The 15,203-nt window shown below is 63.7% G+C and carries 12 protein-coding genes; 6 read left to right on the top strand and 6 right to left on the bottom strand.

Features of this window, described 5'->3' with window-relative positions:
- Window positions 1-25: 25 nt before the first annotated feature.
- The gene (locus I6F17_RS05960) at window positions 26-2,398 is read right to left on the bottom strand and encodes a xanthine dehydrogenase family protein molybdopterin-binding subunit (RefSeq protein ID WP_225124234.1); all 2,373 of its coding nucleotides are present in this window, start codon (window positions 2,396-2,398) and stop codon (window positions 26-28) included.
- A gap of 210 nt (window positions 2,399-2,608) precedes the next feature.
- On the opposite strand from I6F17_RS05960, the gene I6F17_RS05955 reads away from it, so the two are divergent.
- Window positions 2,609-3,682, top strand: coding sequence for a Ppx/GppA phosphatase family protein (locus I6F17_RS05955; protein WP_128262074.1), 1,074 nt, complete (start codon window positions 2,609-2,611; stop codon window positions 3,680-3,682).
- A 2-nt stretch (window positions 3,683-3,684) separates the two neighbouring features.
- Complete coding sequence (locus I6F17_RS05950; protein ID WP_225124233.1) at window positions 3,685-4,398, top strand: RlmE family RNA methyltransferase; 714 nt, start codon at window positions 3,685-3,687, stop codon at window positions 4,396-4,398.
- 95 nt (window positions 4,399-4,493) lie between these two features.
- Here the strand turns inward: I6F17_RS05950 and I6F17_RS05945 are convergent, their stop codons facing one another.
- The gene (locus I6F17_RS05945; RefSeq protein WP_225124232.1) at window positions 4,494-6,110 is read right to left on the bottom strand and encodes a hypothetical protein; all 1,617 of its coding nucleotides are present in this window, start codon (window positions 6,108-6,110) and stop codon (window positions 4,494-4,496) included.
- Window positions 6,111-6,470: 360 nt separating this feature from the next.
- On the bottom strand, window positions 6,471-7,961 hold the full coding sequence (locus tag I6F17_RS05940; protein WP_225124231.1) for an MFS transporter: 1,491 nt from the start codon (window positions 7,959-7,961) through the stop codon (window positions 6,471-6,473).
- Window positions 7,962-8,447: 486 nt separating this feature from the next.
- Between I6F17_RS05940 and guaB the strand changes: the two genes are divergently transcribed.
- The 3 genes from guaB (at window position 8,448) to I6F17_RS05925 (ending at window position 11,661) form a co-directional block, all read left to right on the top strand.
- Window positions 8,448-9,941 (top strand): IMP dehydrogenase, encoded by a 1,494-nt coding sequence (gene guaB / locus I6F17_RS05935; RefSeq protein ID WP_109144053.1) that lies wholly within the window; start codon window positions 8,448-8,450, stop codon window positions 9,939-9,941.
- Window positions 9,942-10,086: 145 nt separating this feature from the next.
- On the top strand, window positions 10,087-11,109 hold the full coding sequence (locus tag I6F17_RS05930) for an NADP-dependent oxidoreductase (RefSeq protein WP_225124230.1): 1,023 nt from the start codon (window positions 10,087-10,089) through the stop codon (window positions 11,107-11,109).
- Between the two features lie 258 nt (window positions 11,110-11,367).
- Complete coding sequence (locus I6F17_RS05925; protein ID WP_057028917.1) at window positions 11,368-11,661, top strand: hypothetical protein; 294 nt, start codon at window positions 11,368-11,370, stop codon at window positions 11,659-11,661.
- Between the two features lie 171 nt (window positions 11,662-11,832).
- Here the strand turns inward: I6F17_RS05925 and I6F17_RS05920 are convergent, their stop codons facing one another.
- The gene (locus I6F17_RS05920; protein WP_036001015.1) at window positions 11,833-12,429 is read right to left on the bottom strand and encodes a phasin family protein; all 597 of its coding nucleotides are present in this window, start codon (window positions 12,427-12,429) and stop codon (window positions 11,833-11,835) included.
- A 230-nt stretch (window positions 12,430-12,659) separates the two neighbouring features.
- Between I6F17_RS05920 and I6F17_RS05915 the strand changes: the two genes are divergently transcribed.
- Window positions 12,660-13,601, top strand: a complete 942-nt coding sequence (locus tag I6F17_RS05915; protein ID WP_036022562.1) for an alpha/beta hydrolase — start codon at window positions 12,660-12,662, stop codon at window positions 13,599-13,601.
- An 18-nt stretch (window positions 13,602-13,619) separates the two neighbouring features.
- Here I6F17_RS05915 and I6F17_RS05910 read toward each other — a convergent pair whose 3' ends face one another.
- Complete coding sequence (locus tag I6F17_RS05910; RefSeq protein WP_050991668.1) at window positions 13,620-14,150, bottom strand: DUF992 domain-containing protein; 531 nt, start codon at window positions 14,148-14,150, stop codon at window positions 13,620-13,622.
- 202 nt (window positions 14,151-14,352) lie between these two features.
- Complete coding sequence (locus I6F17_RS05905; protein WP_225124229.1) at window positions 14,353-15,195, bottom strand: metallophosphoesterase; 843 nt, start codon at window positions 15,193-15,195, stop codon at window positions 14,353-14,355.
- Between the last annotated feature and the right edge of the window lie 8 nt (window positions 15,196-15,203).

Below are 15,203 nucleotides of genomic sequence, written 5' to 3'. Positions count from 1 at the left end.
ATGACTACGGAGGGAGCCTCGTCTGTTACGCCGCCTTGGCCTTCGCCTCCTGGATCGCGCGCCACACCCGCTCGGGGGTCAGCGGCATGTCGATGTGCTTGATGCCGTACTCCGACAGCGCGTCGAGCACCGCGTTCACCACCGTCGACAGGCTGCCGGCGCAGCCGGCTTCGCCGCAGCCCTTGCTGCCGAGCGGATTGGTGGTGGCGGGCACCGGGTGGTCGCCGACCGTCATGTTGGGGACGTCCTCCGCGCGGGGCAGGGCGTAGTCCATCAGCGAGCCCGTGATCGGCTGGCCGCTGTCGTCGTAGCGAATGTGCTCCATCAGGGCCTGGCCGATGCCCTGGACCACGCCGCCATGGAGCTGGCCTGCGACCAGCATCGGATTGATCACCGTGCCGAAATCGTTGACCGCGCTGTAGCGCACGATCTGCACCACACCGGTGTCCGGGTCGATCTCGACCTCGGCGACGTGGCAGCCGTTCGGGAACGCGGAGGCGACCGGTTCGCTGGTGTGGTCGACATCGAGGCTGTCAGGCACGCCCTCCGGCACCTTGCCGTCATGCAGACGCTTGGCGAGCTCCATGATGTCGATGCTGCGATCGGTGCCGGCGATCGTAAAGCTGCCGTCGGCAAACTCGATGTCGGCTTCGGATGCTTCCAGCATGTGCGCGGCGGCGCGCTTGCCTTTCTCGATGACGAGCTTTGCGGCCCCCACGATGGCCTGGCCGGTCGCAGTGATCGAGCGTGAGCCGCCGGTGCCGTTGCCGGTGTGGACGATATCGCTGTCACCCTGCACGAGCTTGACGCTCTCGAAGGGGACGCCGAGCTGCTCGCACAGCACCTGCGCGAACGGCGTGGCATGGCCCTGGCCGTAATCGAGCGTGCCGGTGATGAGCTGCACGGTGCCGTCATGATCGAACACGATCTTGCCGAGCTCGGGGCTGGGCGGCGCGGTGACCTCGAGATAGGAGCCGACCGCAATGCCGCGCAGCTTGCCCGCCTTCTTGCTCTCCTTCTTGCGCTTGGCGAAGTTCTCGTGGTCGGAGATCTCGAGCGCCTTGTTGAACACGGCCTGGAAGTCGCCGCTGTCGTAGGTGACCCCGGAGGACGCCGCGAACGGGATCTGGTTCGGCTTGATGAAGTTGCGCTTGCGCAAGGTCAGCCGGTTGATGCCCATCTCGTCGGCGGCGCGGTCGATCAGCCGCTCCATGTAATAGTTCGCCTCGGGCCGGCCGGCGCCGCGATAGGCCCCCATCAGCGTGGTGTTGGTGAGCACCACCTTGATGTCGACCGCCATCAGCGGCGTGCGATAGACGCTGGAGAAGTTCTTGCCGGTGTTGAGCGAAAGCGGCCCCGGCGCGACGCCTGTGATGTAGGCGCCGAGATTGCCGTAGCCGGACAGCTTTGCCGCGAGGAACTGCCCCTCGGCATCGAGCGCGAGCTCGGCATGGATCTTCTGCGCGCGGCCGTGACTGTCGGAGAGGAAGCTGGTCGAGCGCTCGTCCAGCCACTTCACCGGGCGTCCAAGTGCCTTCGCCGCATACAGAATGCACATGTACTCGGGATAGTTGATGTTCTTCATGCCGAAGGAGCCGCCGACATTGGCGGTGAGGATGCGCACCTTCTCGTTCGGCACCTTCAGGTTCTTCGCGAGGTTAGCGCGATTGCCGGCAACGCCCTGGGTCGGCACCTGAAGCGTGTAGCGCTCGGTCTTCTTGTCGTAGGAGGCAAGCCCCACGCGCGGCTCCATCGAGACCACGGCGACGCGGGTGTTCTCGATGTCAAGCTTGGTGACATGGGCGGCGTTCGCGAAGGCTGCGTTCACCTTGTCCACGTCGCCATAGTGGTAGTCGAGTGCGACGTTACCAGGGATGTGGTCATAGAGCTGCGGCGCGCCGGGCTTGGCGGCTGCCTCGGGGTCGGTCACCGCCGGCAGCGGCTCGATGTCGAGCTCGACCGCCTCGGCCGCGTCGCGCGCCTGGGCCAGCGTCTCGGCCACCACGAAGGCGACGGGATCGCCGACGAAGCGGACCTTGTCGGTCGCCAGGGGCTGGCGGTTGGTCTGGAGCAGGGGCGAGCCGTCGCGGCTCTTCAGCGGCAGGCCGCAGGTGAAGGGGCCATAGCCGGCGGCATCAAGATCCTTCCCGGACCACGCCCCCAGCACGCCCGGCATGGCCTTGGCGGCATCGAGGCCGATCCCGCGGATGATGCCATGGGCATGGGTCGAGCGGACGACTACGGCATAGGCCTGGTTCGGCAGGTTGAAATCGTCGGTGTAGCGGCCCTTGCCGCGCACCAGCGTGTCGTCCTCCTTGCGGCGGACCGGTTGCCCGACGCCATACTTTTGCAGTGCAATAGCGTTCTCGAGCGTCGACGATTTGGTGTGTTCTTGCATGGGAATTGACCTGAAAAGCCGGCATTTGCGCATTTTCGCGGCAGCGGAGCACCGGACTCCCTCAAATAACCCACCACCCCCGTTCACGACAACGCACGATTGGACATGGTCCCATGTGATGCGTTGTTGCGCAGGCCTGCCGCGCTGCTAATGTTTCAGGCGAATAATCAATTCCAGACCGGCCCGACCGGCCGCGGAAAGACAGTTTGTATGAATGACCACACGCGGCTCCGCGACGGCCATGCGCCGCATAGCGAGCTGGAGGGGTCGATGGCGGCGGTGGCGTTGGCCACCAATCCGGCCGTCGGCGCGCAGGCGCCGGGAACCGGCGTCTATGCGGCGCTGGACCTCGGCACCAACAATTGCAGGCTGCTGATCGCCTGTCCGACCCAGGACGGCTTTCGCGTGGTCGATTCCTTCTCCCGCATCATCCGGCTCGGGGAGGGCGTCTCGGCGACGGGGTGCATCAGCGACGCCGCGATCGAGCGCGCCATCGCCGCGCTCAGCATCTGCCGCGACAAGATCAATTTGCGGAAGGCGCGTCGGCTGCGGCTGATCGCGACCGAAGCCTGCCGCGCCGCCTCGAACGCGGAAGGCTTCCGCAGCCGTGTCGCGGCCGAGACCGGCATCGAGCTCGAGGTGATCGACCGCGAGACCGAGGCCGCGCTCGCCGTGCTGGGCTGCTCGCCGCTGGTCGACCCCAGGGGGCGGGGCGCGATCCTGTTCGACATCGGCGGCGGCTCGACGGAACTGGTGCGGATCGAGCGCGACCCGGAAAACCCGGAGCCGCGCATCAAGGCCTGGATGTCGATCCCGTACGGTGTGGTCACGCTCGCGGAGCAGTTCGGCGGGCGTGACGTCACGCCGGAGATCTATGCCGCCATGGAGCAGGAGGTCGCAAGCCACGTCGCGCCGTTCGCCGAGGAGCACGGCCGCGATCTCGCCGACATGCACCTGCTCGGCACGTCGGGCACGGTGACGACGCTGGCCGGCATCCATCTCAACCTCGCGCGCTATGACCGCCGCCGCATCGACAGCATCTGGATGAACGATGCCGACATCACCGCGACCATCAACAAGCTGCTCGGCATGAGCTACGAGGAGCGTGCCGCCAACAGCTGCATCAGCGTCGAGCGTGCCGATCTCGTGCTGGCGGGCTGCGCCATCCTCGACGCGATCCGCCGCGCCTTTCCGCTGCCGCGCCTGCGCGTCGCCGACCGTGGCTTGCGCGAGGGCATGCTGGTCGAGATGATGCGCGAGGACGGCGCGCTCAGGAGCTGGTGAGTATGGCCAAGGACACCACCGGCCGCTTGCACGTTCAGGTCAAGACCGGCGGCAAGCGCAAATTGTCGTCGAAGCTGTGGCTGGAGCGGCAACTCAACGATCCCTATGTCGCCAAGGCCAAGGCGGCGGGCTATCGCTCGCGCGCCGCGTTCAAGCTCTTGGAGATGGACGACAAGTTCCGGCTTCTAAAGCCCGGCATGGCCGTGGTCGATCTCGGCGCAGCACCCGGCGGCTGGAGCCAGATCGCCGCCAAGCGCGTCGGCTCATTGGAAGGCAAGGGCAAGGTCGTCGCCATCGATCTGTTGGAGATGCCCGAGATTCCGGGCGTCGATTTCGCGCAGCTCGACTTCATGGACAACGACGCGCCTGAGAAGCTCACCGCGATGCTGGGCGGCAAGGCCGACGTCGTGATGTCCGACATGGCCGCCAACACCACCGGCCATCGCAAGACCGACCAGCTCCGCATCGTCGGCCTGGTCGAGACGGCGGCGGCCTTTGCCTGCGATGTGCTCAAGCCCGGCGGCGCGTTCCTGGCCAAGACCTTCCAGAGCGGCGCCGATGCCGAGCTGCTCGCCCAGCTCAAGCGCGACTTCGCCACCGTGCGTCACGTCAAGCCGGCCGCGAGCCGGCAGGACTCCTCGGAGCGCTACGTGCTGGCGACGGGATTTCGGGGCGGTACGAGGAGCGAGTCTGATATACCCTCTCGATCAGGGTAGAGCGATCAATCGGCCGCTCTCACCATGCAACGCGGCTTCGGTCTGTAGGTCATTCTTTACAAGAGTCTTGTCGGTCGGAGTTTTTTGGCCTCCGACTAGGCGAACAGAAAATCATTTGCGTTGAGATTCACAACGCCCACGATCGTGAGGTCGTTATTTGCATCGAAGTGAATGATGGTCTCTGCCCCGGTGACCTCGATATTCAAGTCCTCAAAACCGTGGATGTCGTTCGCGGCCAGGCCCTTGAGATCGATTTTATCTTGGCCCTGTTCGAAAATGGCCATGTCATGCCCGTTCTGGGCGGCAAAGACGAACGTATCCGCGCCGGATTCGCCAAACATGCTATCGTTCCCGATGCCGCTCACGAGCGTATCTTTGCCATCGCCTCCATTGAGGACATTTCCCGACCCACCAAACACTGTGAGTTGATCATTGCCTGCCCCGCCAGCAAGGACGCTCGATCCGAGCGAACCTGGCGCAACAGTTGCGGTCAGAACATCGTTTCCAGCGCCGCCATTCAGACGGTTCTCGGCAGTCGAATCGTCTGTAACCGTAGGATCAGGAGTTGCCGAAAGAAACGCGGTGAGTTGGTCATCTCCGGCACCACCATTCAGGACGTTCGCGACATCGTATAGAGCCTGCGCCGGACCGAACCCACCGTGAGCGACGGCGTGGAGGTGCGCCGTGAGATTGTCTCGTCCGCTGCCTCCCTCAAGTTGATTCAGTGCGTGGACAAACCCGCCGAGCGCGGTGGAGTCTGCGACCAGATTGTCATTGCCTGCCCCGCCATCCAGGTAATTCGTGACATCCGTGACGGCGTTCTCCCCATCGGTGGAGTGGATCGCCTCGAGGGTGTCGTTGCCGTCATCGCCCCAGAGCTGGTTGATGCCCACCGGAGCCCTGGTATTGGAATCGGTCAGGTTGAAGGCGTGCAGGACGTCGTCGCCGTGGCCCCCGTGCAGCTCATTCGTGACCAGATCGGTCTGATTGGATACGCCATGGGCGCTTGCATTCAACTCGTCGTTGCCGGCGCCGCCGAAGAGTACGTTGCAGGCTGTGCCGTGGAGGGCGAAGAATGCAGTTTCGGCATGAGCGGTGATCCGGTCATCGCCCGAGCCGCCGTCAATGGTGTTCAGGGCGATGCTATTGCCAAGGGTATTTCGACCATCGGCAACGGCGTGAATGGTATCGTTGCCGCTTCCGCCGATCAGATCGGTCCTCACCGTCACATCTGCGACTACAGGAAGCGCCACATTCGCGGTGGCGCTGATGGTGTCGTGTCCGCTGCCACCATCGAGCCGCACATCGGCGACCTGCTCCGGGCCCTGAGGCGCGTTCCCACCTTGCAGAGTTACGGTCGCATGGAGGGCGTCGTTGCCTGTCCCCCCGAACTGAATGGCGAGTCCATGCAGGGACGTATCACCCTGCAGCGGGACGACGACATTGGTCGTCAGATTGTCGTTGCCGCTGCCGCCGATCAATGCTGTCCGGTTCCATGCGCTATCCAGATGATCATTGCCGGCAAGTCCCAAGACAATGTCGCCCTCGGCGTGCGCGCTCAGGACATCGTCGTGCCTGCTGCCGATGATCAAACTGTTGATGGGGTCCAGGAGGGAGATCCAGTCGAATAGATGAGAATCTGCGGCGAGAGTTCCGTCGGTTCGAAGCAATCGGTGAGCGACCTGGCTTTTTGTTTGTATGGTATTCGCCATGTTTTCCTCCTTGGATATGAAATTTCAAAGTCAATGGAATTCGGCGCATGGATTGAATTTCGCGAAGCGCGGCAAAAATGAATATCGCTTCGCGCTGCCGCTTCACGCATTCGCGTGTCGGCGCTCCGCCGGGCCTCATCGGCTCGGGTCTGCATCATTCTTTCGTAGGCTTCCTTTGCCGCAGCACTGCTCTCTGCAGGCGGGCGGTATTAAATTACAAGTTGCATTAATGTCTAATCAAATTTAATCGAGACTGATTTATCTGCGAGATTTAATGGGAGCGTTCAATGTGGGGCTCCAGGTAGGCCGCGGACGGCAGGGAACCTGTGCTTTGGCCCGTCTGCAGATGCAAGCAACGCCTTATCCCAGCCGCTGATCCCGCACGTCCTGCGTATCCTCGCTCGCTGCCTTGACCGCGGCCTTCTCTGCGCCCTTGCCGGCACCCTTGCGGCTCGCGATCTCCACCGCCTTGCGTCCCGAAATCTCGTGGCCGGCGTCCGCGGGCATCTGCCAGAAGAACCAGCTCGAGGCCGCCGAGGTTAGCGCGACCACGACGAAGGCCGGCGCGAACACCGTGGCGTTGAGCTCGCTGACATGGCTGAACCACATCGTGGTCTCGACACAGGCCGCGCCGACGGCGACGCCGGCCGAGATCGCGAGCTGCTGGTTGACGCTGACGAGGGTGGTGGCGCGGCTCATTTGCGGGGTCTCGACGTCGGCATAGGCGACCGTGTTGATCGCGGTGAACTGCAGCGAGCGGAAGAAGCCGCCGACCACCAGGATGACCATGATGATGAGCAGCGGCGTCGTCACCGTGAACAGCGCGCAGACGCCGAGGAAGAACGCGCTGATGATCGCGTTCACCGTCATCAAATTGCGGAAGCCGAACGTGCGGATGATCCGCGCCGCCAGCGTCTTCATGCCCATCGCCCCGAGCGAGGAGGCAAAGGTGACGAGGCCGGAGTGGAACGGCGACAGGCCGAAGCCGATCTGCATCAGCAGCGGCAGCAGGAACGGCAGCGCGCCGATGCCAAGCCGGAACAGGAAGCCGCCGAGCACGGCCGCGCGCAGCGTCGGCAGCTTCAGGAGCGAGAAGTCCAGGACCGGCGATCCGGTCCGCCGCGCGTGGATGACGTAGAGCGTCATCGAGATCGCTCCGCCCGCGATCAACGCGGCAACGGTGCTCCACGGCAGCAAATTGAGGCCAGCGACGGAGAGGCCAAAGGCAATGCCCGCGAGCCCCAGCCCAGAGAGCACCATGCCGTAGAGATCGAACGGCTCCTGCGTCTCGCTCTTGATGGGATCGATGAAGCGCAGCGCCATGAAGATGCCGAGCAGCCCGATCGGAATGTTGATCAGGAAGATCCAGTGCCAGGACGCATACGTCGTGATGAACCCGCCGAGCGGCGGGCCGATCACGGGACCGATCAGGGCCGGGACCGTCACCCAGGCCATGGCGTTGACCAGCGCGCTCTTGTCGACCGAGCGCAGCAGCACGAGGCGTCCGACCGGCGTCATCATCGCGCCGCCCATGCCTTGCAGGATGCGCGCGAACACGAAATCGGTGACCGAGGTCGAGAGCGCGCAGCCGACCGAGCCGACCATGAACACGCCGACGGCGATCGCGAACACCAACCGCGCGCCAAACCGGTCGGCGGTCCAGCCGCTCGCCGGAATGAACACCGCGAGCGACAGCAGATAGGAGGTGATCGCGAGCTTCAGCGTCAGCGGGCTGGTGCCGATGTCGGCCGCGATCGCCGGCAGCGAGGTGGCGATCACGGTCGAATCCATGTTCTCCATGAAGAGAGCCGTGGCCACGATCAGCGGAATGACGCGTTGCTTGTCGACCATGAGGGTATGAAATCGGAAGGAGGGGTGGAGTTGCGGCTTATCACCAGCGTCCGCCGCCGGCCATTGCGGATCGACGCATGGCACCTAAATCCCGCGTAACAACGGTGTGACCCGCAGCCTCCGTCCTGCCGGGGCGCCGCTTCTCGCTCCGCCGTCATTCCGGGGCGCGCCCCTTGGCGCGAGCCCGGAATCTATTGGGCCGCAGCGTTGCTGCCAGATGGATTCCGGGTTCGCGACTTCGTCGCGCCCCGGGATGACGGCGGAGGGGACGGCGTACCGAGCCCAACCCCGCTGAATCGGCCCAAAAACCCCTGTGCATGGCTGGCCAGCGGCCCGAATTGCTTTGATTCGTCACGCGGCCGTGCTATCGACCCGCGTCAACCCCACCGATGGGCTCCGATTCTCAAGGCGTTGCCGCAAGGGACGCCGAGGGCGGCGCTCATCCATTACCATTTTGCGGCAATGGCCGCAGGAAGGAGTTGGCAGATGGCCACGGTGCAACTTCAGGGCATCCGCGAAGCTTTTACGTTCGACGACGTGCTGTTGAAGCCTGGCCTGTCCGACGTCATGCCGGGCGAGGTCGACATTCGCTCCCGCGTCACCCGTGCCATCCCGCTCAACATCCCGATCATGGCCTCGGCCATGGACACCGTCACCGAGGCCCGCATGGCGATCGCCATGGCGCAGGCCGGCGGCCTCGGCGTCATCCACCGCAATTTCGATCCCGAAGGGCAGGCCGCCCAGGTGCGGCAGGTCAAGCGCTACGAGTCCGGCATGGTGGTGAACCCGCTCACCATCAGCCCCGATGCCACGCTCGACGACGCGCTGAAGCTGATGAGCGACCACGGCATCTCCGGCATTCCCGTCGTCACCGGCGCCGGCAAGAACACGCCCGGCAAGCTGGTCGGCATCCTCACCAACCGCGACGTGCGCTTTGCCACCGACCGCCGGCAAAAAGTCTCGGAGCTGATGACCCGTGAAGGGCTCGTCACGGTCCGTGAGAATGTCAACCAGGACGAGGCGCGGCGGATGCTGCACCAGCACCGCATCGAGAAGCTGCTGGTCGTCGACGATCAATATCGCTGCGTCGGGCTCATCACCGTGAAGGACATGGAGAAGGCGGTCGCCCATCCGCTCGCCTGTAAGGACGGGCAGGGGCGTCTTCGCGTCGCTGCCGCCACCACGGTCGGCGATACCGGCTTCGAGCGCACCGAGCGGCTGATCGATGCCGGCGTCGACCTCGTCGTCGTCGATACCGCGCACGGCCATTCCCGTCACGTGCTGCAGGCGGTGAACCGCATCAAGCGCCTGTCGAACTCGGTGCAGGTCGTCGCCGGCAACGTCGCCACCACGGAGGGCGCGCAGGCGCTGATCGATGCGGGCGCGGATTGCATCAAGGTCGGCATCGGCCCGGGCTCGATCTGCACCACGCGCATCGTCGCCGGCGTCGGCGTGCCCCAGCTCACCGCGATCATGGATGCGGTCGAAGCGGCGAAGAAGGCCGACATCCCCGTTATCGCCGACGGTGGCATCAAGTTCTCCGGCGACCTTGCGAAAGCGCTCGCCGCCGGCGCCGACATCGCCATGGTCGGCTCGCTGCTCGCCGGCACCGACGAGACGCCGGGCGAAGTTTTTCTGTGGCAGGGCCGTTCCTACAAGGCCTATCGCGGCATGGGTTCGGTCGGCGCGATGGCGCGCGGCTCGGCTGATCGCTACTTCCAGCAGGACATCAAGGACACGCTCAAGCTGGTGCCTGAGGGCATCGAGGGCCAGGTGCCTTACAAGGGCCCGGTCGGCAACGTCATGCACCAGCTCGCCGGCGGCCTCCGCGCCGCGATGGGTTACGTCGGTGCGCGCGACATGAAGGAGCTGCACGACAAGGCCCAGTTCGTCCGCATCACCGGCGCGGGCCTGCGCGAAAGCCATGTCCACGACGTGACGATCACGCGCGAGAGCCCGAATTATCCGGGCGGGGGTTAGGCGCTTCGCTCTCTCCATCGTCATGGCCGGGCTGACCCGGCCATCCACGTCTTCGGTCTTGCTCCGCGGAGCAATTCAGTCCTTTTGTGTTGACGCGGCTGGATTGCTTCGCTTCGCTCGCAATGACAGAAAAGTGGAGGAAGCCATGGCCCAAGCCAAACGCATCGTTCTCGCCGCGCGTCCCGTCGGCGAACCCAAGCCGTCTGATTTTCGCCTGGAGGAATTCGCCGTTCCGACGCCAGGGCAGGGCGAAGTCCTGCTGCGCACGATCTGGCTGTCGCTCGATCCCTATATGCGCGGGCGCATGAGCGAAGGGCCGTCCTACGCAGCTCCGGTGCCGGTCGGCGGCGTGATGGAAGGCGAGGCGGTCAGCGAGGTCGCGGCCTCAAACAATCCTGATTTCGCGGTCGGCGACATCGTGCGCATCCGCTCGGGCTGGCAGACTCATGCGATCTCGAATGGCAAGGGCCTGATCAAGGTGGACCCCAAGCTCGGGCCGATCTCGACCTCGATCGGCGTGCTCGGCATGCCCGGCATGACCGCCTATACGGGCCTGCTCGACATCGGCAAGCCGCAACAGGGCGAGACCGTCGTCGTTGCCGGTGCGTCAGGCGCGGTCGGCTCGGCGGTGGGGCAGATCGCCAAGATCAAGGGCGCCCGTGCGGTCGGCATCGCCGGCGGCAAGGACAAGTGCGACTACGTGGTGAAGGAGCTCGGCTTCGATGCCTGCATCGATCACCGCGATCCCGATCTCGCCGCCAAGCTGAAGGACGCCTGCCCAGATGGCATCGACGTCTATTTCGAGAATGTCGGCGGCGCGGTGTTCGAGGCGGTGTTCCCGCTGCTCAACCCGTTTGCGCGCGTGCCGGTGTGCGGCCTGATCGCCCATTACAACGACACCGAGGCCAAGCCGCCGAAATGGGCCGCCAGCCTGATGCGCGCCACGCTGACCAAGCGGCTGACCTTCCGCGGCTTCATCGTCTCCGACTTCGCCGCCCGTCATGGCGACTTCCTGCGCGACATGTCCGGCTGGGTTCGCGACGGCAAGGTCAAGTACAAGGAGTTCGTCACCGAGGGCCTGGAAAGCGCCCCCGGGGCCTTCATAGGCCTGCTGAAGGGGGCCAATTTCGGCAAGCAGTTGGTCCGGGTCGGGCCGGACAAGGCCTAGGCATGATCCGGAAAAGTGCGAAGCGGTTTTCCGGAAAGATCACGCCCAAACAACAACCTAATGCGCGAGGCGCATTCATCGCGCTTTAGGCGACAGGGAATGAGACTCATGTGGCGCCGCGGGGACACGCCGCGTGGGGATAGTTAAGAAAGAGTCACCAAATGGTCACACCTGCCCGCAAAAGCCGCGGGTGTGACCGCCTGTTCATTGACGGCCGGACGAAGGCATTGAATCATCGCGGATATTTTAGGTGCTGCGATGTTAGAGATTGGTATTTTCTGCGTCATCCTCCTGGCCGTCGGCTATTGGGCGACCATGTTCATCATGGGCCGTCGCGACGACGTCATCCATGGCAAGTTCGTTCACGCCGAGGACGAGGGCGAATTCGCCCCGGCCGCGATGCCCGCGCCACCGCCATTCCCGAAGCGTCCCGTGAAAGCTGCGCAGCGCCCCGCTGCTCAGCCAGCCGGCACCGAGGCGAAGCCGGTGAACAGCGCTGCGCTGCAATCGCTGCTCGCCGCGATCCAGCAGGATCTCAAAAGCGTGGCTTGAGTCTTCCGCGAGGCCGCAACACACGAGCGGCTGAGGTACAGCACATGTGCGCCATGGCTGTGACAGCGCGCTACAGCATGATTCGGAAAAGTGGGTAGCGGTTTTCCGAAAAGCTCATGCTCAAACAGTAACCTAAAGCGCGATGACGATTCATCTTAATCGCATCGCGCTTTAGGCGGCGTGCCGCATGCGTTCGATACTCTGAGTAATATGGTTTCCTGCGTCGTCAGCCACCTTCAAAGACATGTCCGCCATCCGGCGGCTGGTATCGAGGGCGCTTCTGATCGAATCGCGCATCAGATCGGTCTGCACAGCCGCCAAATCCTGCGGAGTTCGGCAGCGCCAGAGTTCATTCATACGGTCCATGGTCCTCTCGATCTGCTGTCGAACGAAATCGAAGTACTCGCGTGAGACGCCGTTCATTCCTTTGACGACCGCGGTTGTAGAGTACATGATTGCTTCAGCGTTGCGGACGGATCGTTCTGTTGCCTGCTCCGTTTCATTGCCCGTCACACCGAACGTGCGACCAAGCTGATCAGCAGACCGGCCCAACATCACAGTGGCCATGTCGACGCCGAAGCGCCAGCTGTTTTGCAACATCTCGGCATTCTGTTGCAGCAGGTGACTGCTGGCTTGGGCTACCTCCTCGCTGGCCTCAGCGGTAGCTAAGCCGATCCGTCTGGTTTGCTCAGCGGTCCTTTCGGCGGCGCGGCGCATTGTGTCCTCAGGGCTTTGCGTAGACTTTTCCTCCTGGCGTGGATTAGCCATCTGTTGCTCCTTGGTTATTGTTGGTGACGTCGGATCCTCTCCGTCACAGGTGCGATCCTTAGCGGCCAACGTGGGCATTTCTCGACCGTTCCGGGGCACGTCATTTTTAATCAATCCTCCGCGATCGCGCGCAGGAACGAGCGCTTCAACTTCCAATTACTCCATGGATTGGTTCACTTGCTTGGCACCGCGGGTCTCATGTTCATACCCTCGATCATCAAGGGTCAGTAATGACCACCGCTGAAACCGTGTTGCTCATCGCTGCCTTGTTATTGGCGCTTCTCGTCGTCGGTAACATCGGCTTCTCCAAACTGGCCGAGTGGAGGAATCCACCAATCGGCAAGTTCCTCGAATGCGACGGCGTAGTGCTCCACTATGTCGATCGAGGGGATCCGGCCGCTCCTTGCGTCGTGCTGCTCCATGGCAACGGATCCATGATCCAGGACTTCACGATCAGCGGTCTGGTCGATCTTCTTGCCCGCACCAATCGCGTGGTGTGCTTCGATCGCCCAGGCTTTGGCTATAGTCAGCGGCCGCGGCTCCGAATATGGACCGCGGCAGCTCAAGCCGCTCTGTTGGCGAAGGCGCTCAATCAACTTGGAATCCGCAATCCGGTTGTGCTCGGCCATTCTTGGGGCGCCTTGGTCGCTATCGCTCTCGCCGTGCGAAAGGATTATCCGACCCAGGGTCTTGTGCTTGCGTCAGGGTACTACTTCCCGACCGGCCGATTGGACGTGTGGCTGATGTCAGGTCCAGCCATACCGGTCCTGGGCGACCTGGTCAGTTACACTGTCGCGCCGATCGTTTCGTGGGCCGTCCTGCCAGGAGCTCTTCGCAAGATCTTTGCGCCCCGTTCTGTCCCGCAGACGTTCAGGAATGAATTTCCAGCGTCTTTGGTGCTCAGGCCCACACAGTTGAGGGCGGCTGCGGAGGAAAGTGCACTCCTCATTCCAACTGCAACACAATTCCAAGCTTATTATCCAGCCATCGGCGAGCGAGTGCAGATATTCCACGGAACAGAGGACCAAGTGATCGAATTCAGACAAGCGCAGGATTTACATCAAGCACTGCCTCGGTCCGATCTTCACCTTGTTCCAAATGCCGGGCATATGGTCACGTACGCAGACCCCGCCGCCATCGTGGAGGTCGTCAACTCAATGACGAACTCCTGAGATCGGCAGCGACGGCCGTCACTGGGCCTTGCCGCGTGCAGGCGCAGCAACCGGCCGCAATTCCATTCTTGATATGCCTGCTGCGACGTTCACACCTGTCTGCGCCTGGACGGACACCGGCTGCAAGGCGATCGTACGATCCGAGCCGCCCACCAGGAGGTTGGCACCAACTCCGGCGCCGACAGTGCCGCCGGCGGTCGCGCCCGCATAAGTTCCGGCCAAGGCTGCCCGGCGAACTGTCGTTGGCGCAAACACGGTCCAAACGAGCTGACCGCCGGACGTGGCTCCTATGTCGAGACCAAGCGTGCTGACGGTGCCTTCGTAAGCCTCGCGCGCCCTGCCTCGTGCCGATGCATAGATGCAGCTCAGCTGCCGTTGTCCCGCAACAATCATGCCGACCCCGGGCGCTATGTTGCACGTGAGTGTGCCGACTCTCGAGCGCCCAGCCTCCTGCGCCGTTGCCGGAACCATCGTGAGGACGAGTGCCAAGGCCGCGCAAGCCGTGGCCAAATTGGTCAGCCTCGCTTCATTCAGCGTTGTCCTGGTCATGGGGCCTCCATCGACGTAGTCTGATCGTCCTTCAATGCGCGCGGAGCCAGCGATGTTCCTGTTGGTCGCGAGCCGAAGCTCCAGAACCACTAGACAGGCCTCGCTTACGGGTTCGGGATGTGGAGCACGCGTGTCCGGCTCTGCGCTAGGTGTTGAGTGACAGGCGGACATCAAGCGCGCCTACTGCACGCAGCCGATCTTATCAGTGTCTGTCGCCCATCTGGATGAGCAGCTCCTCGATATCGACATCGACCTGGCCGGCCGCCCTGATGTGGCGGACCTCGAGACTGTCGGGCTGGAAGCGGTATTCGACCAGGCCGACTTCCTTGATCGCGATCCGGTCCTGGCGCTGATCGTTGATGACGAAGCCCGCTGACGGCGCCCAGACGTGGCGGGTGTGGCGGAAGGTGAAGTCGCGGCGCTGGTGCACGTGCCCGCTGGCGATGAGACGCAGGTCGACCTTGCCGAACATCTCGATCAGCCGCGCCCGCGCCGGCTGCGGCACGTAGCGGATCGACGTCTCCGGCGTCTCGGCGTCGTCGGGCAGGTTGAGGAACAGCGGCTTGTGCAGGAACAGCGCGACCGGCCTGCCGTTCACGCGCGAGATTTCCTGAGACAGCCAGTCGAGCTGCTCGGCCTCGAAGGCGAGGCCCGAATTCACCACCAGCGAATTGAGGCCGATGAAGCGCCAGCCCGCGGCGTCAAACACCCAATGATCTTCGCCGATGATGTCGCAGAACTGCTGGCGGTGCGTCTCGCTGACCGGCGGCTTCGGCGCCGGCCCGGTCGCGGTCGGATTGTCCCCGATATCGTGATTGCCGGGGAGATAGCGGCAGGTGACGGGCAGCGCGTCGTGCAGGCTCTTCGCGAACTCGACGTCGTCGCGGCTGGTCGGCCCGTCGAACGAGACGTCGCCGGTGTTGACGACGAGATCAGGCCTACCGGCGTCGATATGCTCGCTGATCGCCGCGAAGTTGGCGATCAGGCCGGGAAAGCGCCGGCCGAGATGGGTGTCGGAAATCTGCGTGAGACGAAATTCGGACATGCGATCAT

It is taken from the genome of Bradyrhizobium sp. NBAIM18, from assembly GCF_020193825.1.
GTDB classification, from domain to species: domain Bacteria; phylum Pseudomonadota; class Alphaproteobacteria; order Rhizobiales; family Xanthobacteraceae; genus Bradyrhizobium; species Bradyrhizobium yuanmingense.
The sequence above is the reverse complement of the archived record's forward strand: the minus strand, read 5'-3'. Positions and strand labels throughout refer to the sequence as shown.

Coding starts and splice junctions, on each gene's coding strand:
- I6F17_RS05915 (WP_036022562.1), top strand. CDS start 12,660: ATGACCACCGCTGAAACCGTGTTGCTCATCGCTGCCTTGTTATTGGCG.
- I6F17_RS05955 (WP_128262074.1), top strand. CDS start 2,609: ATGAATGACCACACGCGGCTCCGCGACGGCCATGCGCCGCATAGCGAG.
- I6F17_RS05940 (WP_225124231.1), bottom strand. CDS start 7,961: ATGGTCGACAAGCAACGCGTCATTCCGCTGATCGTGGCCACGGCTCTC.
- I6F17_RS05910 (WP_050991668.1), bottom strand. CDS start 14,150: ATGACCAGGACAACGCTGAATGAAGCGAGGCTGACCAATTTGGCCACG.
- I6F17_RS05920 (WP_036001015.1), bottom strand. CDS start 12,429: ATGGCTAATCCACGCCAGGAGGAAAAGTCTACGCAAAGCCCTGAGGAC.
- I6F17_RS05930 (WP_225124230.1), top strand. CDS start 10,087: ATGGCCCAAGCCAAACGCATCGTTCTCGCCGCGCGTCCCGTCGGCGAA.
- I6F17_RS05945 (WP_225124232.1), bottom strand. CDS start 6,110: ATGGCGAATACCATACAAACAAAAAGCCAGGTCGCTCACCGATTGCTT.
- I6F17_RS05925 (WP_057028917.1), top strand. CDS start 11,368: ATGTTAGAGATTGGTATTTTCTGCGTCATCCTCCTGGCCGTCGGCTAT.
- guaB (WP_109144053.1), top strand. CDS start 8,448: ATGGCCACGGTGCAACTTCAGGGCATCCGCGAAGCTTTTACGTTCGAC.
- I6F17_RS05960 (WP_225124234.1), bottom strand. CDS start 2,398: ATGCAAGAACACACCAAATCGTCGACGCTCGAGAACGCTATTGCACTG.
- I6F17_RS05905 (WP_225124229.1), bottom strand. CDS start 15,195: ATGTCCGAATTTCGTCTCACGCAGATTTCCGACACCCATCTCGGCCGG.
- I6F17_RS05950 (WP_225124233.1), top strand. CDS start 3,685: ATGGCCAAGGACACCACCGGCCGCTTGCACGTTCAGGTCAAGACCGGC.